The 22,319-nt window shown below is 66.7% G+C and carries 26 protein-coding genes and 1 pseudogene; 16 read left to right on the top strand and 11 right to left on the bottom strand.

Annotated features, from left to right (window positions below; genetic code table 11):
* Positions 1-88 precede the first annotated feature (88 nt).
* Positions 89-340 (bottom strand): twin-arginine translocase TatA/TatE family subunit, encoded by a 252-nt coding sequence (locus FXF75_RS16445; protein ID WP_375335547.1) that lies wholly within the window; start codon positions 338-340, stop codon positions 89-91.
* Between the two features lie 92 nt (positions 341-432).
* On the opposite strand from FXF75_RS16445, the gene FXF75_RS16440 reads away from it, so the two are divergent.
* Together FXF75_RS16440 and FXF75_RS16435 are read left to right on the top strand one after the other, a co-directional pair.
* Positions 433-858 carry a hypothetical protein gene (locus FXF75_RS16440; protein ID WP_163522934.1) on the top strand — a complete coding sequence of 142 codons (426 nt, stop codon included), beginning with the start codon at positions 433-435 and terminating at the stop codon, positions 856-858.
* A gap of 23 nt (positions 859-881) precedes the next feature.
* Positions 882-1,640 carry a CPBP family intramembrane glutamic endopeptidase gene (locus tag FXF75_RS16435; RefSeq protein WP_163522933.1) on the top strand — a complete coding sequence of 253 codons (759 nt, stop codon included), beginning with the start codon at positions 882-884 and terminating at the stop codon, positions 1,638-1,640.
* Between the two features lie 96 nt (positions 1,641-1,736).
* Here the strand turns inward: FXF75_RS16435 and FXF75_RS16430 are convergent, their stop codons facing one another.
* Both FXF75_RS16430 and FXF75_RS16425 read right to left on the bottom strand, forming a co-directional pair.
* The gene (locus FXF75_RS16430; protein ID WP_163522932.1) at positions 1,737-2,030 is read right to left on the bottom strand and encodes a hypothetical protein; all 294 of its coding nucleotides are present in this window, start codon (positions 2,028-2,030) and stop codon (positions 1,737-1,739) included.
* Positions 2,031-2,073: 43 nt separating this feature from the next.
* Entirely contained in the window at positions 2,074-3,036 is a 963-nt protein-coding gene (locus tag FXF75_RS16425) for a transcription initiation factor IIB family protein (protein ID WP_163522931.1), read from the bottom strand.
* Between the two features lie 249 nt (positions 3,037-3,285).
* Here FXF75_RS16425 and FXF75_RS16420 point away from each other — a divergent pair, with 249 nt between their 5' ends.
* Positions 3,286-3,573, top strand: a complete 288-nt coding sequence (locus FXF75_RS16420) for a hypothetical protein (RefSeq protein WP_163522930.1) — start codon at positions 3,286-3,288, stop codon at positions 3,571-3,573.
* 33 nt (positions 3,574-3,606) lie between these two features.
* On the opposite strand, the gene FXF75_RS22205 is transcribed toward FXF75_RS16420, so the two are convergent.
* On the bottom strand, positions 3,607-4,575 hold the full coding sequence (locus tag FXF75_RS22205) for an alpha-ketoacid dehydrogenase subunit beta (protein WP_375335546.1): 969 nt from the start codon (positions 4,573-4,575) through the stop codon (positions 3,607-3,609).
* Positions 4,565-5,764, bottom strand: coding sequence for a pyruvate dehydrogenase (acetyl-transferring) E1 component subunit alpha (gene pdhA, locus FXF75_RS22200; protein WP_309221845.1), 1,200 nt, complete (start codon positions 5,762-5,764; stop codon positions 4,565-4,567). Before pdhA ends, FXF75_RS22205 begins: the two co-directional genes overlap by 11 nt.
* 140 nt (positions 5,765-5,904) lie before the next feature.
* Between pdhA and FXF75_RS16410 the strand changes: the two genes are divergently transcribed.
* Entirely contained in the window at positions 5,905-7,155 is a 1,251-nt protein-coding gene (locus FXF75_RS16410) for an NADH dehydrogenase subunit (RefSeq protein WP_163522929.1), read from the top strand.
* A gap of 46 nt (positions 7,156-7,201) precedes the next feature.
* On the opposite strand, the gene FXF75_RS22195 is transcribed toward FXF75_RS16410, so the two are convergent.
* Complete coding sequence (locus FXF75_RS22195) at positions 7,202-7,369, bottom strand: hypothetical protein (protein WP_205427727.1); 168 nt, start codon at positions 7,367-7,369, stop codon at positions 7,202-7,204.
* 247 nt (positions 7,370-7,616) lie between these two features.
* Here FXF75_RS22195 and FXF75_RS16405 point away from each other — a divergent pair, with 247 nt between their 5' ends.
* The 3 genes from FXF75_RS16405 to FXF75_RS16395 all read left to right on the top strand — a co-directional run bounded on the left by FXF75_RS16405 (position 7,617) and on the right by FXF75_RS16395 (position 10,286).
* Positions 7,617-8,726, top strand: a complete 1,110-nt coding sequence (locus FXF75_RS16405; protein ID WP_163522928.1) for a Xaa-Pro peptidase family protein — start codon at positions 7,617-7,619, stop codon at positions 8,724-8,726.
* A gap of 10 nt (positions 8,727-8,736) precedes the next feature.
* Positions 8,737-8,997 (top strand): hypothetical protein, encoded by a 261-nt coding sequence (locus FXF75_RS16400; protein ID WP_163522927.1) that lies wholly within the window; start codon positions 8,737-8,739, stop codon positions 8,995-8,997.
* A gap of 149 nt (positions 8,998-9,146) precedes the next feature.
* A complete protein-coding gene (locus FXF75_RS16395; RefSeq protein WP_163522926.1) occupies positions 9,147-10,286 on the top strand; it encodes a hypothetical protein in 1,140 nt (379 codons plus the stop codon).
* A gap of 30 nt (positions 10,287-10,316) precedes the next feature.
* On the opposite strand, the gene FXF75_RS16390 is transcribed toward FXF75_RS16395, so the two are convergent.
* The gene (locus tag FXF75_RS16390; RefSeq protein WP_163522925.1) at positions 10,317-10,925 is read right to left on the bottom strand and encodes a GNAT family N-acetyltransferase; all 609 of its coding nucleotides are present in this window, start codon (positions 10,923-10,925) and stop codon (positions 10,317-10,319) included.
* 333 nt (positions 10,926-11,258) lie between these two features.
* Between FXF75_RS16390 and FXF75_RS16385 the strand changes: the two genes are divergently transcribed.
* From FXF75_RS16385 to FXF75_RS23385, 4 genes are all read left to right on the top strand, one after another.
* Positions 11,259-11,594: a hypothetical protein gene (locus FXF75_RS16385; protein ID WP_163522924.1), complete on the top strand. Its 336-nt coding sequence runs from the start codon at positions 11,259-11,261 to the stop codon at positions 11,592-11,594.
* 141 nt (positions 11,595-11,735) lie between these two features.
* Complete coding sequence (locus tag FXF75_RS23180) at positions 11,736-11,858, top strand: hypothetical protein (protein ID WP_275897431.1); 123 nt, start codon at positions 11,736-11,738, stop codon at positions 11,856-11,858.
* Between the two features lie 115 nt (positions 11,859-11,973).
* Positions 11,974-12,723 (top strand): ribonuclease H-like domain-containing protein, encoded by a 750-nt coding sequence (locus FXF75_RS16380; RefSeq protein ID WP_163522923.1) that lies wholly within the window; start codon positions 11,974-11,976, stop codon positions 12,721-12,723.
* A 171-nt stretch (positions 12,724-12,894) separates the two neighbouring features.
* Entirely contained in the window at positions 12,895-14,355 is a 1,461-nt protein-coding gene (locus FXF75_RS23385) for an arylsulfotransferase family protein (protein ID WP_163522922.1), read from the top strand.
* 51 nt (positions 14,356-14,406) lie between these two features.
* Here the strand turns inward: FXF75_RS23385 and FXF75_RS23175 are convergent, their stop codons facing one another.
* Complete coding sequence (locus FXF75_RS23175; protein WP_275897430.1) at positions 14,407-14,532, bottom strand: hypothetical protein; 126 nt, start codon at positions 14,530-14,532, stop codon at positions 14,407-14,409.
* Positions 14,533-14,626: 94 nt separating this feature from the next.
* On the bottom strand, positions 14,627-15,337 hold the full coding sequence (locus FXF75_RS16370) for a DICT sensory domain-containing protein (protein ID WP_163522921.1): 711 nt from the start codon (positions 15,335-15,337) through the stop codon (positions 14,627-14,629).
* 114 nt (positions 15,338-15,451) lie between these two features.
* Here FXF75_RS16370 and hemH point away from each other — a divergent pair, with 114 nt between their 5' ends.
* The 4 genes from hemH (at position 15,452) to FXF75_RS16350 (ending at position 19,118) form a co-directional block, all read left to right on the top strand.
* Positions 15,452-16,516, top strand: coding sequence for a ferrochelatase (gene hemH / locus FXF75_RS16365; RefSeq protein ID WP_163522920.1), 1,065 nt, complete (start codon positions 15,452-15,454; stop codon positions 16,514-16,516).
* On the top strand, positions 16,513-17,799 hold the full coding sequence (hemG, locus tag FXF75_RS16360; protein WP_163522919.1) for a protoporphyrinogen oxidase: 1,287 nt from the start codon (positions 16,513-16,515) through the stop codon (positions 17,797-17,799). Before hemH ends, hemG begins: the two co-directional genes overlap by 4 nt.
* A 66-nt stretch (positions 17,800-17,865) precedes the next feature.
* Positions 17,866-18,885: a PQQ-binding-like beta-propeller repeat protein gene (locus FXF75_RS16355; RefSeq protein ID WP_163522918.1), complete on the top strand. Its 1,020-nt coding sequence runs from the start codon at positions 17,866-17,868 to the stop codon at positions 18,883-18,885.
* Positions 18,882-19,118 (top strand): PQQ-binding-like beta-propeller repeat protein, encoded by a 237-nt coding sequence (locus FXF75_RS16350; protein ID WP_163522917.1) that lies wholly within the window; start codon positions 18,882-18,884, stop codon positions 19,116-19,118. The genes FXF75_RS16355 and FXF75_RS16350 overlap by 4 nt, the downstream gene beginning before the upstream one ends.
* A gap of 27 nt (positions 19,119-19,145) precedes the next feature.
* On the opposite strand, the pseudogene hemE reads toward FXF75_RS16350, so the two are convergent.
* Positions 19,146-20,158 (bottom strand): annotated as a pseudogene (hemE, locus tag FXF75_RS16345) (uroporphyrinogen decarboxylase).
* Between the two features lie 247 nt (positions 20,159-20,405).
* Positions 20,406-20,612 carry a hypothetical protein gene (locus FXF75_RS16340; protein WP_163522916.1) on the bottom strand — a complete coding sequence of 69 codons (207 nt, stop codon included), beginning with the start codon at positions 20,610-20,612 and terminating at the stop codon, positions 20,406-20,408.
* A 247-nt stretch (positions 20,613-20,859) separates the two neighbouring features.
* On the opposite strand from FXF75_RS16340, the gene FXF75_RS16335 reads away from it, so the two are divergent.
* Positions 20,860-22,293, top strand: coding sequence for a glycosyltransferase (locus FXF75_RS16335; protein ID WP_163522915.1), 1,434 nt, complete (start codon positions 20,860-20,862; stop codon positions 22,291-22,293).
* The last annotated feature ends 26 nt before the right edge of the window (positions 22,294-22,319 follow it).

Below are 22,319 nucleotides of genomic sequence, written 5' to 3'. Positions count from 1 at the left end.
GTCGATTCGGGAGGAGAAGCAACTGAAACTGGTTACGAGCGCGGCGAAAAGCGAACCATCTGCGTTACGCGTCGGCGTGTGAAATCGTCTACGCTTCCGAGGTATCGGTTTCGACGTTAGCGTCGGTCTCGGCCGCGCCGACCTCGGAGTCGGTCTCGGGGTCGGCCGCGTTCTGCAGTTCGTCCTCGATTTCCTGTCGTCCTTTCTTGAATTCGCCCATCGCTTCACCGGTCGAGCGGGCGAGTTTCGGTATCTTGTTCGCGCCGAACAGCAGGACGGCGATGAGGAGAATCACCATCATCTCCATCCCGCCGGGCACTGGTCCGAATAGTGGAATCATCTGTTCCATCTCTATCCTCACGGTTCGGCCCCTCACTTGTAGGCTTTTCCCCCGAGGTTTATGCGCCGGCGTCCGAACTGCCAGACGTACCCGTGACCGGACCCGCCACCCTCGCCCGCGAACGCGTCCTCGAAACCCACTCCCAGACCGTCGAGACCGTCCTGCGGTGCGCCGACGCGGTGGCCGAGACGTGGGCCGACGACTGGACTACTGACCCCGCCGCGGTCGCGGCTCCGCTCCGCGCCGGACTCGAATCCGCGGGAGTGTGGACCTGCTTGCCCGACGTGCTCGCAGACGCGGTGTGCGCGACAGGCGAGTCGCTGTCGGCACCGCCGGTCGCGGACCCGCCCTACGTGACCGCCACGAGTCGCGGGCCGATGCTCCGCGCGACGCTCTCGGACGGCCGACTGGTCGTCCTGCTCCGGGCCTTCGAGGTCGAGCGCACTCGCGGGACTCGCCCTCGGTACCGCCGCGGTCCGACGACGCCCGCCGACGCCGTGCGAGCGACTTTCAAGTGACCGCGGGTCGTACTTCGTCCGAAATGGAACGAGTACGGGCCGGGGACTCGTCGTCGCCGGTCTCGCCCGGACGTACCCTGCTCGCGGCGGCGTTACTGGGGGTCGGCGGCTACGGGTTCGCGGTAGCGGTCGTCGGCGTGACCGCGCTGGCGTTGATTCAGGTCGGCGTGGCCCTGATGGAGCGTCCGGCGCTGTTGCTCGGCGTCTCGGTCGTGATGGGACAGGGCGTCGCGTTCGGCACGTTCGCGCTCGGCTATCTGGCGTACACCGACCGCGGATTCGACTTCGTCGCGGCCCGGGTCCCGACCCTCCGGGACCTCGCGTGGTCGGTCGGGGGCCTCGTGGCGCTGTTCGCCGGTCTCGTCGCACTCTCCGTGCTGTTCTCCGCGTTCGGCGTTCAGTCGGCGTCGAACGCGGTCGCGGAGTTCGGCGAACGCGACCCCCGAATCTTCCTCCTGCTCGTGCCGCTCTCGTTCCTGTTCATCGGTCCCGGCGAGGAACTGCTCTACCGCGGCGTCGTGCAGGGCCGCCTTCGCGAGGCGTTCGGGCCGTGGGTCGCCATCGCCGCGGCGAGTTTCGTCTTCGCGGTGGTCCACGTCTTTTCCTTACGGGGCGCGGGAAAAATCGCGTACCTCGCGGTGCTGCTCGTCCTCTCGCCGATTCTCGGCCTCGCGTACGAACGGACCGACAACCTCGTGGTTCCGGCCCTCGTCCACGGGGCGTTCAACGCGATTCAGTTCTACGTCGCGTATCTCACAGCGACGGGTTGGTTACCGGCCTGACTGCGAGGGCTGTCCGTTCCGTGGTTTCTGCGACTCCTCGTGTCTCCGCACGCGCACTTCCTCGGTCCGCCGGCGCTACTGGTCCGGTTCACTCGCTCACTCCGGCCCGCCCGCCCACCGCACGACTCGAAAGCGGTCGTAGCCGCCGTAGGCGAGTTCGAGCGCACCCATCCACCAGTTCCACTTCTCGGCGAGCGCGAGGTCGTCGGGTGCGTCGCGGAGATTCTCGACGACGACCGGTGCGGTCAGTTGCCGGTCCACGTCGGTCTCGAACTGCCCCGAGTCGGCGAGGTCGCGGGCCTGCCGCGCGACTACTCGGCGCGTTCCGGCGTCGCCGCCGAACTCCTCGTCCAATCGTCGCTCGAACCGCCGTCCGATTTCCTTTTCCATGGTCGTCCCCGGCGCGAACCCGGTTACGGTAACGTTCGGTCGCTCAGTTGTAAAGTCCGATGGCCTTTATCTGCTCCTGATACCGATTCCGAATCGTAACTTCGGTGACCTGAGCGACGTCTGCGACTTCGCGCTGGGTCTTCTTCTCGTTGCAGAGCAGCGAGGCGGCGTAGATGGCCGCGGCCGCGTACCCCGTCGGCGACTTCCCCGAGAGCAGTCCCTTCTCGGCGGTCACGTCGATAATCTCGTTGGCCTTGCTCTCGACTTCCTCGCTCAGGTCGAGGTCCGAGCAGAACCGCGGGACGTACTTCTTGGGGTCCACCGGTTGCATCCCGAGTTCGAGTTCCTGCGAGACGTACCGATACGTCCGACCGATTTCCTTGCGGTCCACGCGGGCCACCTCCGAGACCTCCTCCAGCGAGCGCGGGATGCCCTCCTTCCGGCAGGCGGCGTAGAGCGCGCTGGTGGCGACGCCCTCGATGGAGCGCCCCCGAATCAGGTCCTCCTTGAGCGCGCGGCGGTAGATGACCGACGCGACTTCCTGTACGGAACGGGGAACCCCGAGCGCCGACGCCATCCGGTTGAGTTCGCTCAGCGCGAACTGCAGGTTCCGCTCGCCCGCGTCCTTCGTCCGGATGCGCTCTTGCCACTTCCGGAGTCGGTGCATCTGACTCCGCTTTTCCGAGGAGAGCGACCGACCGTAGGCGTCCTTGTTCTTCCAGTCGATGGTGGTCGTCAGGCCCTTGTCGTGCATCGTGTTGGTCGTGGGTGCACCGACTCGACTCTTGCTCTGGCGCTCTTGGTGGTTGAACGCTCGCCACTCTGGACCGCGGTCCACGTTTCGTTCCTCGACGACCAATCCGCAATCCTCGCACACTAACTCGCTCCCGCCAGCGTCCGCGACTAACGTTCCGGCCTCGCACTCCGGACAGGTCTGCGATTCCTCGGACTCTTGCTCCCGTTCGGTCTCTTGGTCCCGCTCCCGCTGGCGGATTGGCCCCGTCATGAGTCTGTTAGTAAGGCGGTGTGGTAGATAAACCCTGCGTGGCCATTTGATGTGAAGTATATGAAAGATATACGGCCTCTCGTACTGGGAAGTTACCGCGACGCCACCCGACGAAACCCACTGTTTCGTCACGGAAAACACGGGTTACGGTGCGTAGGGGTTCCGATTCGATGCAGTCCGACCCCGCTCTCGCAGTAGTCCCCCTTTTTCTCCACCTGATTTTAATACGGAGCCTCTGCTTCAGGACGTATGGCACCGACCCGCCCGACAGTGTACACGGTAGACGAGTACGACGCGCTGGAGTTCGACGCGGTACTGTTCCGCGAGCGAAGCGTGGTCTGTCTCGACGGTACAGACGAGGTCCGAGTCGTCCCGCTGAACAAAGTGAACCACGTCGACGCCGACCCGGAGACGATGCTGGTCGAGCGCGAACTCCCCGAGAGCTTCTACGGCGGCGGCGACTACGGGTTCGTTGACGTGGAGCAGTACCCCGAACTCGAACAGCACCTTGAAGAACTGGAAGCCGAGCAGTACTAACCCGGCGGTCCGACGCCACCGATTCGACGCTCGTCAGGCCGACAGCGCGCGCTCGATGCCGCGCCGGATTCGCTCCTCGTCGGGTCGATAGGCCTCCTCGCGGGCGAACATCGGAAACGGCACGTCGTAGCCAGTCACGCGCTCGACCGGCGCTTCGAGGTGGTAGAGCGCGTCGTCGTTGATGCGGGCGGTAATCTCGGCCGCGAGGCCGCCCGTCCGCGGGGCCTCGTGGACGACGACGCACCGGCCGGTCTTCCTGACCGACTCCAGAATCGTCGCCGAGTCCATCGGAGAGATAGTTCGGAGGTCGACGACTTCGGCGTCTGCCTCCGCGTCCTCCACCGCGCTCATCGCTTCGTGGAGCATCGCGCCCCACGCGACCACGGTCACGTCCGCGCCCTCGCGGACGACCTCGGCCTCGCCCAGCGGAACGGTGTGTTCGCCCTCGGGGACCGACTCCCGAGCGGCCCGGTAGCGACTCGTCGATTCGAGGAACATCACGGGGTCGGGGTCTCGAATCGCGGCGGTCAGCAGGCCCTTCGCGTCGGACGGGTTCGACGGTACGACCGTCTTCAGGCCCGGCACGTGGGCGAACCCGGCTTCGAAGCTCTCGGAGTGGAGTTCCAGCGCCCGGATACCGCCTCCGTAGGGCATTCGGACGGTCATGGGAACTCCGAGCGTCCCCCGAGTCCGACTCCGCATCCGCGAGGCGTGTTGCACCAACTGGTGGAACCCCTGATAGGCGAAACTGGCGAACTGAATCTCCGGGACGGGCGTGAACCCGGTCGCGCCGAGACCGACGCCCATCCCGAGGATGGCGGCCTCCGCCAGCGGCGCGTCGTACACCTGCTCGGGGAACTCGTCCTGCAACTCCTGCGTCGCTCGGAACACCCCGCCGCTGACGCCCACGTCCTCGCCGTAGACGACCACTGACTCGTCGCGGGCCATCTCCTCTCGGAGGGCCTGTCGAATCGCCTCCACGAGTCGGAGTTCATTCGCCACGGCCGGACACCTCCTCGTCCTCCGACGTCTCCCTCTCCTCGCGGACGTCGCCGCGCCCCGAAACCTCTCCGCCGGCCGCGCGCTCCTCGCCGCTCATCCCCTCCTCGGCGGACGCCACCTCGCCGTCGCCCTGTTCGCGCTCGAACGTCTCCCGCTGTCGCTGGAGTTCCGGCGGCGTCTCGGCGAACACGTGGTCGAACATCTCCGCGGGTACGACCTGCTCCCGGCCCGCCTTCGCCCGGTCTATCTCGTCGGCGAGCAACTCCTCGATTTCGTCGGTAATCCGGTCCACTCGGTCGTCGTCGAGCAGGCCCTCGTTCCGGAGGTACGCCTCGAACCTGACGATGGGGTCGCGGGTCTCCCACTCGCTCTCCTGCTCCTCGGTCCGGTAGACGCTCGGGTCGTCGCTGGTGGTGTGCATCGACCGCCGGAAGGTCAGCGCCTCGACGAACACGGGGTCGCCCTCACGTGCCGATTCGAGCGCGTCCCTCGCGACCGAGAGCACGCCTAGCACGTCGTTGCCGTCCACCTGCACGCCCTCGATTCCCGCCGCGACCGCCTTCTGGGCCAGCGTCTCGGCCCGGGTCTGAGTCTCGCGCGGCGTCGAGATGGCCCACTGGTTGTTCTGGCAGAAGAACACCGCGTGGGCGTCCAGCGCGCCGGAGACGTTCATCGCCTCGTACACGTCGCCCTCGCTGGTTGCGCCGTCCCCGAAGTAGGTCAGCGCCGCCTTCCGCTCTCCGGCGATTTCGTGTCCCCACCCGATGCCGGCGGCGTGGAGCGGTTGGGTCCCAACGGGAATCGCTGGCGGGAAGTTGGCGTCGGCGACCTCCGCGCCCTCCTCCATCCCCATGGCGTACCACAGCAGGCGGTGGAACGGCGCGCCCCGCGTGAGGAACGCCGCGCTCTCGCGGAACGACGGCACCATCCACTCGTCGGGGGTCATCGCGATGGCTGACCCGACCTGTGCGGCCTCCTGTCCGATGGCAGGCGCGTAGGTCCCGGACTCGCCTCGGCGCTGGAGCGCGATGGCCCGCTCGTCGGCACGGCGGGAGAGGCGCATGAGCCTGTACATCTCCACCAACTGGTCGTCGTCCACGTCGGGGGCCTGCGCCGCGTCGAGGTCGCCCTCCTCGTCCAGTGCTTGCACGTACTCGACCGAGAAATCGGCCACTTGGTCCCGGACCACGGAGCCTGTACCACGTCGCTCTACTTAGCTGAGGTGGCAGTGACCAGCTTCCCCTTACATGGTGGTCAATAACAAACAATCGTATCTAAATCGTTATGCGTACCGATATTATTATGGATTATTAATGAGTATGTTCTCGTATGAGCGTCACGCTCCAGCAACTCGAACAGGCCGAACTCTCGGACCTCGCGACGACGCTCCGGAACGCCGGCGTGAGTGGAGCGGGCGGGGCGGGCATGCCGTCGTACGCCAAGTGGGACCGAATCGACGAGGTGGACCACCTGCTCGTGAACCACCAAGAGAGCGAACCGAACTACTACATCGACAAGTGGCTCGGCCGCGAACACGCCGACGACTTCGCCGCACTCTTCGACGCGCTCGTCGACAGGGCGTTCGAGACGGTCGTCGTCGGGGCGAAGGCCAAGGACCGCGACGAGTGGATGCGCGAGTTCGAGGCTGCCACTGACGCGACGGTCTACCGACCGGCCGAACTTCCGGTGGACCCCGACGAGGAGTCCGGCGTCGTCTTCGCCTACACGGAAGACAAGTACGAGTACGGGATGGAGAGCGTCTTGCTCCGAATGGTCGGCGGGGAGGTTATCGGCCAAGACCTGCCGATGGACCACGGCTGGCTCGTCCAGAACACCGAGACCCTGTACAACATCTTCAGGGCGTTCAGGGACGGCGAGCCGACGACGCACAAGTTCGTCCACGTCGGCGGGAACGTCCCCCGGCACCGGTTCCTCGAAGTACCGATAGGGACGCCCGCCGACGAGGTCCTCCGGGCCGCGGGTCGCTCGGTGTCCGACCTCGACGTCGGCGAACTGCTCGCCGACGGCGGTCCGGGGTGGTGTTTCGAAATCGAGAACCCAGAGGGGTTCGGCGTCACCAAGCGCACCAACTGCGTGCTGGTCCTCGATGGCGACGTCGTCTGGGAGAACACGCTCGGCAGTCAGGGCCGCATCAACGTCATCAGTGCGTACAACTGGGACGGCGACCACGAGACCCAACCGACCGAGACCCTGCGTCCGGAGAGGGTCAGGATTCCGCTAGTGACGAACCCCGCTTTCGAGGGGGTCGTGGCCCCGAGCGAACCAATCGTGTCGCCGGGCGAGCAGGTCGGCGCGGGCGAGATGATAGCGACGCCCGGGTCGGACGGCATCAGCAACACCCAGCACGCCTCCATCGACGGCGAGGTCGAGAGGGTCACGAGTGAGTACGTCGAGATTCGCCGGGACTCCGGCGACGACACTGCGCCCGAGGTCCGGACCGTGGCGGAAGTCGATAGACCGCTCTACTGGACGTGGTGCCGCGAGTGCGGCGAGTACGTGTCGATGATAGACTGGGAGGGGTCGAACCCCACCGAGTACGTCTGTCACAACTGCCGCTGAGCGTTCCGTCGACTGCCGCGTCGGTCTACGTTTTCAGGCCGGAAAACTAGCTGCGAATCTCGGCGGTGACGTCCGACTTCACCCACGCGTTCGGGTTCTGTCGGTCGCAGACGACCAGCGAGTCGTTCTCCTCGTAGCTGGCGTAGTCGTCGAAGTCGGTGCGGTCCGGTTCGGTCCGAGCGGTTTCCACCGTGTGCGTTTGCGTTTCGTCCATCGTCTTCCTCGCTTCGCGCCGTCGTCCGACGCTGGTAATCAGTAGCGGTCCTAGGTCTCTGGACAGGATAAGTTCTTTGGCGAAAGAATATGATACAAGACCATTGTGGTACGTCAAAACATACCAAGAAGGCCGTCGGCACACGTCCACCGACGTTCACGCCATCACGGACACCGCCACCTGCGACGGCTCGCTTTCGTGACGCCGTCCGCCTACATTTAAATCGACTCCCGAACAACCCACGGACATGAACGCCTTCGAAGCGCGAACGCGGCGGTGTCAGGACCGACTCGGCGAACTGGGCGCGGACGCGGCCATCCTGTTCCCGAGTACGAACCTCTTCTACGCATCGGGGTTCCGCGATGAACCGATGGAGCGCCACCTGTTCCTCGTGATTCCCAGCGACGGCGACCCGGCGTTCGTCGCGCCCGAGATGTACGACGAACAGATTCGAGACGCCTCGTGGGTCGAGGATATCAGGCTCTGGTCGGACGGCGAGGACCCGACGGAACTCGTGGCCGACCTCGCCGCGGAGTTCGACCTCCGGGGCGGCCGACTCCTCGTGGACGACACGATGTGGGCGCTGTTCACGCAGGACCTCCGCGAGACGCTCCCCGACGCCGACTTCGGTCTGGCCAGCGAGGTGTTCGACGACCTCCGGATGCGGAAGGACGAGGCCGAACTCGCGGCGCTCCGGGACGCCGCCGAACTCGCCGACCGGGTCAGCGTCGAGATTCGAGAGTTGGGAGAAAACGCCATCGGGATGACCGAGACCGAACTCGCCGACGAAATCGAGCGCCGACTCGCCGCGGCGGGCGGCGAGGGGGTCGCGTTCGGCACCATCGCCGGGTCCGGACCGAACGGCGCGAAACCGCACCACCGCCACGGCGACAGGGAGATTCAGCGCGGCGACCCCGTGGTACTGGACTTCGGCGCGTACGTCGACGGCTACCCCGGCGACCAGACCCGGACGGTCGTGTTCGCCGGCGACCCGCCCGAGGAGTACGAGGCGGTCCACGAGACCGTCCGGTCGGCCCAGCAGGCCGCAATCGACGCCGTGGAACCCGGCGTCCCCGCCGAAGAAATCGACCGCGCCGCCCGCGAAGTCATCGAGGACGCGGGCTACGGCGACCGGTTCGTCCATCGCACGGGCCACGGCGTCGGTCTCGACGTCCACGAGGACCCCTACGTCGTGGCGGGCAACGAGACCGAGTTGGAACCCGGGATGGTGTTCAGCGTCGAACCCGGCGTCTACCTGCCGGGCGAGTTCGGCGTCCGAATCGAAGACCTCGTCGCCGTCACCGAGTCGGGGTGCGAGCGCCTGAACGACTCGCCGCGGACGTGGGAACCGCTCTAAACGCCGATACATGACCTACCTCAGCCACACCGTCCGGTCGCTTCGTCGGGACCCGATTCCGGGCGAAACGGTCCGTCTTGTCCTGTCCGTCGCGGAGGACGCGTCGGCGGAGACCGTCGCGGCGTCCGTCGAATCGCTCGACGGGGAACTCGTCCGCGAACTCCAGTTCGACCGTCTGCTGGTCGAAGTCGAGCAGTCGGACATCGACGCGGTCTGCTCGCTCGACGCCGTGACCCGCGTCGAGACCGACGCGGTTCTCGGTCCGACCTGACCGAGACAGACTCCGAATCTGTCACCGTCCGCGTCGGCGGTCGCTCTTCGACGTTTCCACGACCTCTCGTCGGGCTTGTACTAACGGTCGCTCCCGTATCGCGGGCAAGCAGTTTCAAGTGAAAGTCCGGCGTACAGGTGTGCGGGGAAATGGGGGAAGACGACACTACGCACCGGACTAGCGCGGTCCACGACGAATCGGTGACCACGATGGGGCGGCGTCGGTTCGTGGACACGCTGGCCGGTCTGGGCTTCGGCGCGCTCTCGGCGTCACTTCTCACGGCCGAGGACGTACGCGCGGCGAGTCGGGACGAGGTGCCGGTGGTTTACGGTCTGACGCGGGGAGACGACGGGGCGTTTCGACCCCGACGCAAGACGGTTCCGGCCGACTGGTACGACGACTTCCGGTCGGCGCTGGCGGCCCACCGGAACCTCGACGTGATACACCACGACGCCGTGGCGAACTCGGCGGTGTCACCGGGCGAGTACGGCGGCCCGAACGCGGAGATTCGCGTCGAGGTCACCGCGGAAGAGGCCCGCGGTGAGGTGCCCGAGCGCGTCGAAGAGACGCCGGTCGAGGTCCGTCGCGTCGAACCGAGGACGGAGCGCGACACGGACTTGGACGCCGGACCGAGCGGGTCGGCGTCGCCGTCGGCCCAAGAGGGCGTTCCCGGGAGCGTCCCGGTCGCCAGCGACGACCTCTACGGGACGCTCGCGCCCGCCATGACCGACCCGACCGACGGGTCGCTGTACTTCGCCACCGCCAACCACGTCTTCGGCGGCACCGACAACCGCGGCAAACCGCTCTACCTGCTCGACGGCGGCCGGACGCGAATCGGCGAGGTCCGGTCGGGATACCCCAAGTCGGACGTCGTCTGCGCCCGACCGGCGGCAGACTACCGCCCGCTCCACCGGATTCACGAGGGGTCGCCGGGTCGGGTCGTCGGCCAGTTCACCAAGGTCGGTCTCGCGGACCTGAAGGCCGCGGGCGAACCGCTCGAAAAGCGCGGCGTCAAGACCGGCCACACGAAGGGGAAGATTCAGGCGGTGGACGGTCTCACCTGCGCGTACGGGGCCATCTGCAAGCGGGGCCAACTCAAGTGGGGCCGGGAGTCGGGGTTCGCCGACGGCGACAGCGGGTCGGTCAACTACCACCCCGACCCCGACGACCCGGACGCGGGCGTGCTGGTCGGCGGGTTCAACAACGCCCGGACGTGGTGGCCGGGCGAGAACTACATCTGGGGCACCGCCGCCCATCACATCACCGAACAGCACGGTCTCACGTTCTGAACGTCTCGGACCCCGAACCCGCGATGCTGTTCACGTCTCGTCCCCCATCGCGTCCCGGTACTGCTCCTGCGAGACGGTGTAGCGGTGGAGGTCCCGAACTTCGTCGCCCTGCGGGACGAAGTTGCGGAGGACGCCGTCGTACTGGCCGCCGAACCGTTCGACGTACTTCTCGATGGCACGCCGGGAGTTGGCGTTGCCGTCCTGATGGGACGCACCGACGAGTTCGAGGTCGAGTCGGTCGAAGGCCAGTTCCAGCATCGCCGCCGCGCGCTCGCCGGAGTACCCCCGGCCCCAGAAGGGTTTGCGGAGCCAGATACCCAACTCCGCCGAGCGACGTTCCCAGTCGAAGTGGAGATTAGTCGTGCCCGCGAGGCGCTCGCCGTCGTCGCTCGACTCCGAGGGCCGCAGAAAGATGGCGTAGGTGGCCTGTTCGTAGTCGTCCCACTGTCGCTCGGTGTCGGTGAGGAAGTCGTCGGTGTCCTTCGGCGTCTCGTGGGGGTCCCACATCGCGTACTCGCTGACCTCGCTCATGTGGGGCGCATCCGCGCGCATGTGCCGGTAGAGTTCCGCCGTCGAGACGTTCTCGCGGCAGAGACGGACGAGTCGCAGGCGCGCTGTCTCTATCTCGTCGGGAAACACAGGGCCAGTACGTCTGCCGGAGGGATGTGTGCTTCGGCCAGCGACAGAATCCGGCGTCCGGCCGCTCCGCTATCGCTCAACAGTTTCGAGGACTCGAACTGCGCAAAGCCAGTTTGGGGGTAGTGATAGTGGGATACCAGCCCAGGACGTCAGACACTGACACGCAGCCAGGTCTGCACTTTTACGTTACGCTGAAGCGTTATCAATCTACGTGTTCGTACGATACTGACCAGTTCCGGGACCCGCAGGACGAACATGTCCGGTCCCGTCGACCACTTTCAGTTTCACCGCGCTTGGCTCACCCCTTTAGTGATATCCGCCCATTACGCTCACATGGCAAGTTCGGTCGCGTCCAGTGGGAGGACGGAACGGTTCGACGAACTCTGCGAGGCCATCGCCCGCGAGCAGGGCGGGACCGACGTGTACGTGAAAGCCGCGAACGTCCTGCGCCGGGCCAACGGCGCGTACTCGCTGGTCGGACTGGAGGACGGCGGCGAGCGCGTGGTCTACCACTACGAGGGCGTGTTCGCGTCGGCGATTCCCTACGACGCCGAGGGCGTCCGCCAGCACGAGGCGGAGACGCTGGCGCGCAACGAGAACGTGCGCGAGGGCCTGACAGCGGTCGAGTACGCGTGGGTCCACCCGGCGTACCGCGACCTGCTGGAGTGAAGCCGGGACGGTTCCTCCTATTATACTCTCGACATAACCCGCCGGTCAGTCGCCGGACGCCTCTCTCGACAATCTGTAGCCAGACGCTTCGCGCGACTTCTGTGCCCCACTCTTATGTATCAGCCTTCGCAACCGACGCCCGTGAGCGGCGACACCGTTCTCTGTTCCGACTGCGGGTGGACCGGGCGGAAATCCGACTTGGACGAGAGCCGGGGCGTCCACTCCTGTCCGATATGCGACACCGATATCGAGTTCGTGGAGTGAGGGCCGAATCGTGGGGGTGACTGTCACACCTAACCTCCTCTCGGGTCGATTCGTCGGGGGTCCGTCGGCGGAAAACCCACCCGACTAAGACCCCTCCCACGAATGCGGCCCACTAATGAAACTCCAGAACTCGTTCATCGGCGCACGCCGGGTGGGCGAGAAGACCGAGCGGAAACTCTGGCAGCAGGGCGTCACCCACTGGGACGACTTCGAGGACGGCCTGCTCGGCCCCAAGACCACCGAGTACGTCCGGGAGTTCATCGACGCGGCCCGGGAGCGCCTCGACGCCGGGGACGCCTCGTTCTTCGGCGAGCGACTGCCGAGCGGGAGCCTCTGGCGGACCTACGGCAACTTCGCCGACGACGCCTGCTTCTTCGACATCGAGACCACCGGCCTCGACAGCGCGCGCCACGACGTGACGACGGTCAGTCTCCACCGCGGCGGCGAGACCCGGACTTACGTGCAGGGGAGAGACCTCACTGCGGAAGCGCTCCGCGAGGAGTTCGCGGAGTCGAGCGTGCTGGTCTCGTTCAACGGCAAGCGGTTCGACCAACCCTTCCTCGAAGACAACTTCGACCTCGACGTGACCACGCCCCACCTCGATTTGATGTACACCTGCAAGCAGGTCGGTCTCTCGGGCGGTCTCAAAACCGTCGAGCGCGAGGTCGGCATCGACCGCGACGACGACGACGTGGACGGCCGCGAGGCGGTCAGACTCTGGCACCGCTACGACCGCGACGAGGACGACGCGGCGCTCGACCGACTCGTGAAGTACAACCGCGAGGACGCCGAGAACCTGCGGAATCTGCTCGAACACGTCCACGAGACCCTGCGGGCAGACGTGTTCGAACCGCACGTCCAGTAATCGGCTCTCGCGCCCGAACGCAGTTCGCACCGACCTATCGATAGTCGAATTATTTCCGGTCGGATTGTCCGCGTCTCCGGCCGTTTCGTCACGGGGACACCGTGTGCTGGCGTCTACGCCGGGGTCGTCGCTACGGTAAAGATTAAATGCGTGTTCGTTGCCAAACCTGTAGTGACTCGAAAACGCCGCCTCCGCGTAGTTTTCGCCGTGGTACTCGCTGTCACGGCCCTCGCCGTCGGGTCCGGGTACGCGATAACCTCGGCCGACGGGACCGTCGAGGACCACCTCGACGGAAGCGGTCTCACGGACGCCGACGCCCGCGTCGCCCCGCAGAGCGACGGCATCACCGTGGTCGCGACCGACTCGAACTCGTGGCTCGGTAGCCGCGGCGAGGGACCGCGAGCGCGGGCCGAACTGCTGGCGTTCGCGCCCAACGGGTCCGTCCTCCACTACGACGACTCGCACACGCGCTACTGGGACGTGGACCCCGTCCCCGGCACGGAAGCGACCGTCGAGTACGGCTACTCCGACCACCTCACGGCGTCGGAGTGTCCCGACGACTGGAACGTCTCCGAGTACGCCGTGGACCGCGAGACGTGGGACGAGTACTACGCCGCCCACCGCGACGTGGGCGCCTGCACCAGAAACGGGTACGAACGGGTGAACCTCACGACCGGCGAGGTCACCCCGGTCTGGTCGCAGGTGACGCCCGGGAAACCCGAGACCCGGTACCACGACGTGGACCGCATCAACGACACCCACCTGCTGGTGGCCGACATCTACCTCGACCGGGTGTTCGTCGTGAACGCCGAGACCGGCCGCATCGGGTGGACGTGGAACGCCACCGAGGCCTTCTCGTCCGAGGCGACCGGCGGTCCCTACCCCGAAGACTGGACCCACGTCAACGACGTGGAACTGCTCGACGACGGCCGCGTGATGGCGAGTCTCCGGAACCACGACCGGGTGGTCTTCGTGAACCGGACCAGCGGTCTCGTGGAGAACTGGACCCTCGGCAACGAGGACGACTACGACACCCTCTACGAGCAGCACAACCCCGACTACATCAACGCGTCGTCGGGCGGTCCGGCGGTGGTCGTCGGCGACTCCGAGAACAACCGGGTCGTCGAGTACCAGCGCGAGAACGGAACGTGGCAGAAGTCGTGGACGTGGCGCGACGCCCGGATGCAGTGGCCCCGCGACGCCGACCGCCTGACGAACGGCCACACCCTGATTACGGACTCGAACGGTAACCGCGTCTTCGAGGTGAACCGACAGGGCGAGGTCGTCTGGAGCGTGGACGTGGCGTTCCCCTACGAGGCCGAGCGCCTCGATACGGGCGACGAGAGTACGGGCGGGGAGAGCGCCCGGCGGGCCGGTGTCGAGACCCGGACGCCGCCGCTCGACGAGCAGTTCTGGATACTCCTGAAGAACCTGATTCCGGGCAAGTACCTCAACGGACTGATGTACATCACCCCGGCGTGGATGGGCTTCCCAGAACTGTTCGCGTCGGTCCTGTTCGGCGTCGTCGCGGTGCTCTGGCTAGTCACCGAACTCCTCTGGGCCGTCGTGCCCCGGGTGTGGTCGTCGAGTCCGGGGTCGGACCTCGAAGACCGTCGAATCGAGGACGACTGAGCGACCGAAACCGGTGACGCCGCGGTATCCCGGTCGTCCGTCCGTTACGACTCACTCCTCGTCGTCGGGTAGCCGAGACACCCGTACGGTCGGCAGCGACCCGAACAGTCGGTCTATCGCGTCGTCCCGGCGCTCGCCGACGGGTCGGTCCTCGCCGTCTCGATTTTCGGTAGTCACGGGAACGTAAACGGCTTGCTGGCCCTTGAATCCCGCTCCCAAACCGTACCTTCCTCGACGTATCAATCGTAGCGCTCCGGAGGTCTCCCGAGCGTTACGAGTACGCCGACCGCAAGTGGCCCAGCACGTCCCCGACGACGGCGTCGTCGTAGGTCCAGAACCCGGCGAACTCGTTCGGTTCGCGTTCCTCTGCGAGCAGCGCACAGTTGTCGCGGTCCCGAGACTCGAAGACCACGAACCACGAGTCCCGGACTTCTGGCTCGTCGTCGTCGTGGACCGTCAGCCACTCCGTCTCCGGCGGTTCCCAGTCGGGGAGACCGTAGGCGTGGACGTGGACGCCACGGTCGGCGATGCGAGCGTAGAGGTCCCACTGGTCGCGGAACAGCGACAGGCGCTGGAACCCGGCGTGGAGTTCGCCGCCGCCCGTTCGCCACGCCCGTTCCTCGATTTCGCGCGAGGCCAGAATCATCCGGCGCTTCCCGTAGGCGGTGAACGTAGTGTCGTCCACGTGCTTGAGTATCTCGGGAACCTGCGTCGTGCCGAAGTCGTCCGCCTCGATGAGTCCGCTCTCGAACGTGACGGCGCGTCGGAGGGTGTCGAGGTCGGCGGCCGCGAGGAACTCCCCGTCGTCCTGCAAGACGACGAAGTTCTCCGGTCCCTCGGGGACCGTGGCCTCGTTCACCTCGACGTTCTGAACCTCGAAGTGGCGCCTCAACTCCGAGACGTCGTTCGGGTCGGTCGGGTCGTACACGGTGAGCGTCCGTTCGTTCCCCCGCACGTCGGCGATGATGGACGAAAGCGTCATTCGACGTTCTACGTCGTCCGTTGTACTCGGAGGTGTTAAAACTGATACGTCGCAGCAGCGGCGACGTGCCCCGCAAGCGACAGCTATTACATTACACTGTCCTAAGGCCCGACTATGTCTACAGGAGTCGTCCTGCTCAACTTCGGTGAGCCGTCGGAACCGACTCGCGAGAACGTCGTCGCGTATCTCGAACGCATCTTCCTGAACAACGCGTCGCTGGAGGAGGCCGACACCGAGGAGGAGGCCCGCGAGCGCGCCCGACAGCTCGCAGAGCGCCGCGCGCCCGGTCTCATCGAGGAGTACGAGGAGATAGGCGGCTCCCCGCTGAACCCGCAGGCCGAGGCGCAGGCCGACGCGCTGGCCGACGAACTCGACGCCCGCGGTTACGACGTCGAGACCTACGTCGGCATGCAGTTCACCGAACCGTTCATCGGCGACGCGGTCGAGGCCGCCCGCGAGGACGGCGTGGACCAGTTGGTCGGACTGCCGGTCTACCCGCTCTGCGGTGCCTCGACGACCGTGGCCGCGCTCGAAGAACTCAAAGAGGAGACCGCAGAACGAGACTGGGACGTGCCGGTCGCGGAAATCACGGGGTGGCACCGCCACCCGCTCTACAACGAGATTCGCGCCGAGAACGTCCGCCGGTTCACCGAGGCCCACGGACTGGACCTGACCGACGAGAACACCGAACTCGTCTACTCGGCCCACGGCACGCCGCGCCACTACCTCGACGAGGGGAGCAGGTACGACACCTACGTCGAGGAGTTCTGCGAGGTCGTCGGCCGAAAGCTCGGCGTCGAATCCTACTCGCTGGGCTACCAGAACCACGAGAACCGCGACATTCCGTGGACCGAACCCGACGTGGAGGAGCTAGTCGAGGAAATCGGCGAGTCCGACGACATCGAGCGCATCGTCGTCGAACCGATAAGCTTCATGCACGAGCAGAGCGAGACGCTCTCGGAACTCGACGACGAACTCCGCGAGGAGGCCGAGGAACTCGGTCTCGACTTCTACCGGGTCCCGGTGCCCCACGACGACGACCGCTTCCGCGACGTCCTCGGCGACTTGGTCGAACCGTTCGTCGGCGACTTCGACCCTGGCTACTACCAGTTCCGCCAGTGCCAGTGTTCCGACTCGCCCGACGCGATGTGCCTCAACGCGCCGGTCGAACGGATATGAGGACGGACGAGCAGTCGGTGGGAATCGTCGGCGGGGGCATCACGGGTCTCGCGCTGGCCCACTATCTCGACCGGCGCGACGCCGATTTCACCCTGTTCGAGGCCGCGCCCGACCCCGGCGGCGTCGTCCGAAGCGAGCGCGTCGATGGCTACCTGCTCGAGTGGGGTCCCCAACGCGTCCGGCGCACCGACCGCATCGACGGGCTGATTCAGGACCTCGGACTGGAGTCGGAAGTCCGCACCGCGGACCCCGACCTCCCCATCTGCGTCTACGCCGACGGCGAACTCCGGCCAGCGCCCTTCTCCGTCGAGGAGTTCGGCGCGACCGACCTGCTGTCGGCCGAGACCAAGCGGACGGTCCTCGCCGAACCCTTCACCGACCCCGCGGACCCCGAGGAGAGCGCGGCCGAGATGTTCACCCGGAAGTTCGGCGCGGAGACCTACCGGAACCTGCTCGGTCCGCTGTTCGGCGGCATCTACGGGTCGGACCCCGCCGAGATGCCGGTCGGCCACGCGCTCTCGGGCCTCGTGAAACTCGAAGCGCGCCACGGGAGTCTCCTGAAGGCCGCCATCCACCGCACCGCCGGCGGGCGCGACACGCCGCCGGCCATCTCCTTCGACGACGGTCTCCAGCGACTGCCGGAGGCGCTCGCCGAAGCCCACGCCGAGAACGTCCGCCTCGAAACGCCCGTGACGGGGGTTCGGGAGGGCGACGACGGGACCGTCACGCTGGAGACGCCCGACGGGTCCGAGTCGTTCGACCGCGTAGTCCTGACGACGCCCGCGGACCTCACCGCCGACCTCGTGGCCGGCCTCGCGCCCGACTCGGCCGACGCGCTCCGCGAACTGAACTACAACCCGCTCGCCATGGTCTACCTCCGGACGGACCTCGACGCGGCGGGCGTGGACCCGGCGCTCGGTTATCAGGTCGGGTTCGACGAGGGCCTCCGGACGCTCGGCGTCTCGTGGAACGCCAGCATGTTCGACCGAGGGGTCTGCACGGCCTTCCTCGGCGGGATGCACGACCCCGGGATTCTGGACGAGAGCGAGGAGCGAATGGGCGAGATTGCGGCGGCCGAGTTCGAGGAGGTGACGGGCGCCGAGGCGGCGGTCGTGGCCGTGAACGTCCTCCGGCGCGGGTTCCCGGCCTACGACACCTCGTGGGACGCCGTCGAGCGTATCGACCTCCCGGAGAACGTCCGACTGGCGACCAACTACACCGCGCGGATGGGCGTCCCCAGTCGGATTCGGGAGGCCGAGTCGCTGGCGGACGAGATTCAATAATACTTTCCACCCGTTCCTGTCGGCGAACCGAAGATTCTTTCCCGGCGTTCCGTCTCACGCCGAACGATGCCCTCCGATTGCTCTCGTCGCCACTTCCTCGCGTCCGGCGTCGGCGTCGCCGCCCTCGGCGGTGTTAGCACGCTCGTCGGCATCGGTCCCGTCGAGTCGTGGACGCCCTCGTTCGGCACGTGGCCCCGAGACCACTACGACCTCCGGAATCGCGCCGCGAACCCCCACGCCGAACCGCCGACCGACCCGGAAGTCGCGTGGCGCGCCCGTCCGGTCGAAAAACCCGGTTCCGTCGTCGTCGGTCCCGAGCGGGTCTACGTCGGCGGCGAGATTCACGCTGGCGGGCAGGGCGTCGCGGCGCTCCACCGCGAGGAGGGCCGCGTCGAGTGGACTGCGAGCGTCGGCGGTGCGACGCTGGCGCTCCGACGGGGGACACTCTACGCCGGGGCACACCAGGGCGAATCGACCGGTCTCACCGCCCTCGACGCGGCGACGGGCGAGCGACGCTGGCGCTCTTCAGTCGGTGAAGTCGATGGCATAGCCGTCGCCGACGAGACGGTATTCGTTGGCGGGAATCCCGACTTCGCGGCGATAGACGCCGCCTCGGGTCGGATTCGTTGGACCGATACCGGCGGCCCTCAAGCCTACCCTGCAGTCGCCGATGGGTCGTTGTTCGCAACGGACACCTACGACCTCTGTCGGTACCGTTCGCGACGAGTCAGCGACGTACTGACCGGCAGTACGCCGCCGAGAGACTGGCAGGCCGAGATTTCGGGTTTCACGTCCCACCCGGTCGTCGCCGGGGGTCGCGTCCTCGTCGGGTCGGAAAGCTACCGCCAAGCTCCCGAGAACGGCGCGCTCTCGGCGTTCGACGCCGACTCGGGCGAGCGGCGGTGGAGCGCGGTCGAGGTCTCGGACGACGACGCGCCCGTCGTCGTCGGGTCGTCCGCGGTCGTCGCGGTCGGTGTTTCTCGTCGCTCCGTCTCGGACAGGACGGTCGGCGATACCACGCGCTGGTTGCACACTCGCTTTCGGACGGGACCGAACGCTGGCGCTTCGAGACCAGTGATTGGGTGAGTACAGTCGCGGTCGGCGGTGAGACCGTCCTCGTGGGCACGTTTGGCGACCCCGACACGCCGGGCGACGCGCGGAACCGACTCTTCGGGTTCACGCTCGACGGGCGAGAGCGGTGGTCGTTCGACGCGGGGAGCGCGGTTCGCGGAGTGGCGGCGGTGGGCCAGACGGTGTTCGTCGCGACCGAGAACAGTCCCGAAAGCGGTCGAAACGGCGTGTTGTACGCGCTCCGGTGATGGTCGGTCACTGGCGAGTTCGTCTCTCTACTCCCACTCCCACTCCTTCGCCGTCTCGACGAACGCCTTCGCGTTCTCGACCGGCGTCTCGCGGTCGATGCCGTGGCCCAGATTCAGGATGTGACCCTCGGGTCCGGCCTTCTCAATGACCTCCGCGGTCTTCTCGCGGACGAACTCCTCGTCGCCGAGCAGGTACGACGGGTCGAGGTTGCCCTGCACCGGCATCTCCCCTAACTGTTCGCGGCGCGGCGCATGTCCACCGTCCAGTCGAGGCTCACCGCGTCCGCGCCCGAGTCCGCCAGCAGGTCCAGCGTGCCGCCGGGGTTGCGCACGAAGGCGATGGAGGGCACGTCGATTGCCTCGAAGATGCGCCGGTGGAGCGGTTGGACGAACTCCCGGTAGTCGTCGGGGGTCAGGAGTCCGGCGTAGGTGTCGAACAACTGAATCACGTCCGCGCCCGCCTCGACCTGATACTCGACGTACTCGACCACAACGTCGGTAAATCGTTCGAGCAGGCTCCGGAACGCCTCGGGGTACTCGACGCGGAACCGCCGGATGGGCTTCTGCTTCTTGCCCGCGGGTTGGCCCGCGACGGCGTAGGCCGCGAGGGTGAACGGGCCGCCGGTGAAGCCGATGATGCTGGTCCGGTCGCCGACGCTCCGCTGGAGTCGTTCGAGGAGCGCGCCGACGTAATCGAGTTCCTCCCGCACGTCGGTGTGGCTCTCGGGCACCTCGTCCGGTCGGGTCACGGGGTTCTCGATGACCGGACCCACGCCGCTCTCGATGTGGTAGTCCAGCCCCAGCGGTTCGAGGACGGTCAGGATGTCCGAGAACATCACGAGTCCGTCGGGTTCGAAGATGTCCCACGGCAGGAGCGTGATGCGCTCGGCCACCTCGGGCGTCGAGATGGCCTCTCTGAAGGTGTAGTCCTGCCGAATCTCGCGGTACTCCGGGATGTACCGACCCGCCTGTCGCATCAGCCAGACGGGTGGTCGCTCGGTCCGCTCACCTCGGGCGGCGCGCACGAGAAGGTCGCTCATTATCCGGACTTCGGACGGCGGAGGCTAATGGTTTCGGAATCGAGTCTCTCGGTCAGCGGGAGGAATCGTCGGGGAGAGTTCGACGGCAGAACTTGGACGTCCGACCCGAAGCAACTCCTCGAAAGCGTGGATGCGTCGTCACTCGGGCCGATAATAGTACGGTCTCTCCCTCTTCGGGACCCCGGAGGCTGACCGAACTTTAGACCAAAACGCTACCGATACGGACAAAAAAATACGCGGGAGCTGCTCAGCCCAGTTCGCCGTGATGACACAGACTGTGCACGTCTCTCACGGTATCTTCGCCCGACGTGCCGTCAGTTCTCTCGTCGGCGTTGTGGAGACCTCGACAGTGATTCTCGTCACTTTCTCCCTGTGCGACTGCGACACCCGCCGTTGCGCCACTGAACAGCGCGAGGACGAGCATCACCGCGACCAAAATTTTCAAACGAACCATCTCCGCACGATACCACGAACGCTACTGAAAAGGCGTTTCTGGTACGACTCTCGAAACACGCGAGCGGACGACAAAAACGAGACACTCGTCACGTCGGGACCCGAACGAGATTCCGAGGAAACGGAACGCAGTACCGACTGCCGACCGTCGGGTCGCTCTCTCGCGCTACGACGGTGCGGAACGGCCGAGACGTTCAAACTACTCGCTGTCGTTTTCACGGACGACGCGACCGAACAGGTGACTCTCGATGCGCGTCCTGCTAATTCCGGAACTCTACCGCCCCGACGACCCGACGGCAAACGGCACCCTCGGCGACGCCGCGACGTGGGTCGAGGGGTGGCTCGACCGCGACCCCGCGCTCCACGTCTACTGGCTCGTCCCGCCGCAGGTCCCGGACGAGGCGATTCTGGCCGACCGCGAGCGGGTCACCGCGATTCGGGCCGAACCGTTCGGTGATGGCGGAGACGGCACCGACCGGCCAGACGAGGCCGACATCTTCACCGAGGGCGGCTACAGTTGGGCCGAACTCGACGCGCTGAAGCGCGCTATCTACGACCGGGGCGCGTACCTCGACGCCGTCGTGGACCAGCGCCGGACCGGCCGGTTCGACCTCCGCAAGTGGCTCTGCCAGCAGACCGACCGGTGGGCCGCCGACGTGGTTCCCTTCGACGTGATAGCCAACGTCCACGACCTGCAGGTCCCGTTCAAGTACCGCTACTGCTCGTACCGCGACGAGTTCCAGAGCAGGATGGCGATGGCCGGGGCCGTCTTCGCCGACGGGGTCTGGTTCAAGGCCGGAGTGGACGCCGACCGACTCCGCGAGCGCGCGACCGAGGTTCTCCGTCCCGAGGTGGTCGAAGACGCGCTCGACGACGCAATCGAGACCGGGAGTCCCATCGACCTCTCGGGGTTCGAGGAGTCGTACGCCGACGCTCCCGAGGTCCTCCACCTCGCGGGGTCGCTCTGGGAGAAGAAACGCGCCGACCGTCTCCTCGCGGTCGGCGAGCGCCTGCACGAGGAGTTCGGCGTCGAGACGCTACTCACGAGCATGGAGCAGATACCGGACGAGTACGCGAGTCCCGAGTGGGTCGAGACCTTCCCGGAAGCCGACCGCGAGACCTACGAGACCGCGCTCCGGCGCGGCGACCTCGCGGTCTGCGCCAGCGAGTACGAGACCATGGCCCGGACGCCCTTCGAGCAGGCCGCCAGCGGACAGGTGCTCGTTCTCCGAGACGAACCATGGATATACGACTGCGTGCCCGACGACTACCGTCTCGTCGGTGACCCCGACGACCTCGCCGATATCGCAGTTACCGCGGTCCGAAACTGGGACCGGGCGGTCCGCGAGAACCGCCGCCTCGTGGCCCGCGTCGCGCGCGTCCGGGACCCCGACCGGTCGGCCCGTCGGACCCACCGCGACCTCCGGGAGCGCGTCCAGACCAAGCGCGAGAGCTACGACCTCGGCCCGGACGACGACTCGGTTCGCGCCGCGCTCGCAGACTCGCCCGGCGCGGAGGTCTCGCTGGACGACCTCCGGGAGCGAACCGCCGACTACACCGACGACGCGCTCCCCGTCACCGAGTCGGCCGACTACGCGCTCGCCGACCTCGTGTACGCGCTCCGGTCGCTCGGGTATCGGGACGCCGGAAACCCGGGGACGCCGACGTTCGTCCGACGGTAGTTCGCCTCGCGTCGGGACGTGGTGTT

Source organism: Halorussus sp. MSC15.2, from assembly GCF_010747475.1.
In the GTDB taxonomy this organism is placed as follows: domain Archaea; phylum Halobacteriota; class Halobacteria; order Halobacteriales; family Haladaptataceae; genus Halorussus.
The sequence above is the reverse complement of the archived record's forward strand: the minus strand, read 5'-3'. Positions and strand labels throughout refer to the sequence as shown.

What these genes read in the sequence shown, in the direction of transcription:
- FXF75_RS16425 (WP_163522931.1), bottom strand. Translation starts at nt 3,036, where the DNA reads ATGACGGGGCCAATCCGCCAGCGGGAGCGGGACCAAGAGACCGAACGG.
- hemG (WP_163522919.1), top strand. Translation starts at nt 16,513, where the DNA reads ATGAGGACGGACGAGCAGTCGGTGGGAATCGTCGGCGGGGGCATCACG.
- FXF75_RS16445 (WP_375335547.1), bottom strand. Translation starts at nt 340, where the DNA reads ATGATTCCACTATTCGGACCAGTGCCCGGCGGGATGGAGATGATGGTG.
- FXF75_RS16335 (WP_163522915.1), top strand. Translation starts at nt 20,860, where the DNA reads ATGCGCGTCCTGCTAATTCCGGAACTCTACCGCCCCGACGACCCGACG.
- FXF75_RS16380 (WP_163522923.1), top strand. Translation starts at nt 11,974, where the DNA reads ATGAAACTCCAGAACTCGTTCATCGGCGCACGCCGGGTGGGCGAGAAG.
- FXF75_RS16420 (WP_163522930.1), top strand. Translation starts at nt 3,286, where the DNA reads ATGGCACCGACCCGCCCGACAGTGTACACGGTAGACGAGTACGACGCG.
- FXF75_RS16400 (WP_163522927.1), top strand. Translation starts at nt 8,737, where the DNA reads ATGACCTACCTCAGCCACACCGTCCGGTCGCTTCGTCGGGACCCGATT.
- hemH (WP_163522920.1), top strand. Translation starts at nt 15,452, where the DNA reads ATGTCTACAGGAGTCGTCCTGCTCAACTTCGGTGAGCCGTCGGAACCG.
- FXF75_RS16355 (WP_163522918.1), top strand. Translation starts at nt 17,866, where the DNA reads ATGCCCTCCGATTGCTCTCGTCGCCACTTCCTCGCGTCCGGCGTCGGC.
- FXF75_RS16340 (WP_163522916.1), bottom strand. Translation starts at nt 20,612, where the DNA reads ATGGTTCGTTTGAAAATTTTGGTCGCGGTGATGCTCGTCCTCGCGCTG.
- FXF75_RS16405 (WP_163522928.1), top strand. Translation starts at nt 7,617, where the DNA reads ATGAACGCCTTCGAAGCGCGAACGCGGCGGTGTCAGGACCGACTCGGC.
- FXF75_RS16435 (WP_163522933.1), top strand. Translation starts at nt 882, where the DNA reads ATGGAACGAGTACGGGCCGGGGACTCGTCGTCGCCGGTCTCGCCCGGA.
- FXF75_RS16410 (WP_163522929.1), top strand. Translation starts at nt 5,905, where the DNA reads ATGAGCGTCACGCTCCAGCAACTCGAACAGGCCGAACTCTCGGACCTC.
- FXF75_RS16395 (WP_163522926.1), top strand. Translation starts at nt 9,147, where the DNA reads ATGGGGGAAGACGACACTACGCACCGGACTAGCGCGGTCCACGACGAA.
- FXF75_RS22195 (WP_205427727.1), bottom strand. Translation starts at nt 7,369, where the DNA reads ATGGACGAAACGCAAACGCACACGGTGGAAACCGCTCGGACCGAACCG.
- FXF75_RS16370 (WP_163522921.1), bottom strand. Translation starts at nt 15,337, where the DNA reads ATGACGCTTTCGTCCATCATCGCCGACGTGCGGGGGAACGAACGGACG.
- FXF75_RS16430 (WP_163522932.1), bottom strand. Translation starts at nt 2,030, where the DNA reads ATGGAAAAGGAAATCGGACGGCGGTTCGAGCGACGATTGGACGAGGAG.
- FXF75_RS16385 (WP_163522924.1), top strand. Translation starts at nt 11,259, where the DNA reads ATGGCAAGTTCGGTCGCGTCCAGTGGGAGGACGGAACGGTTCGACGAA.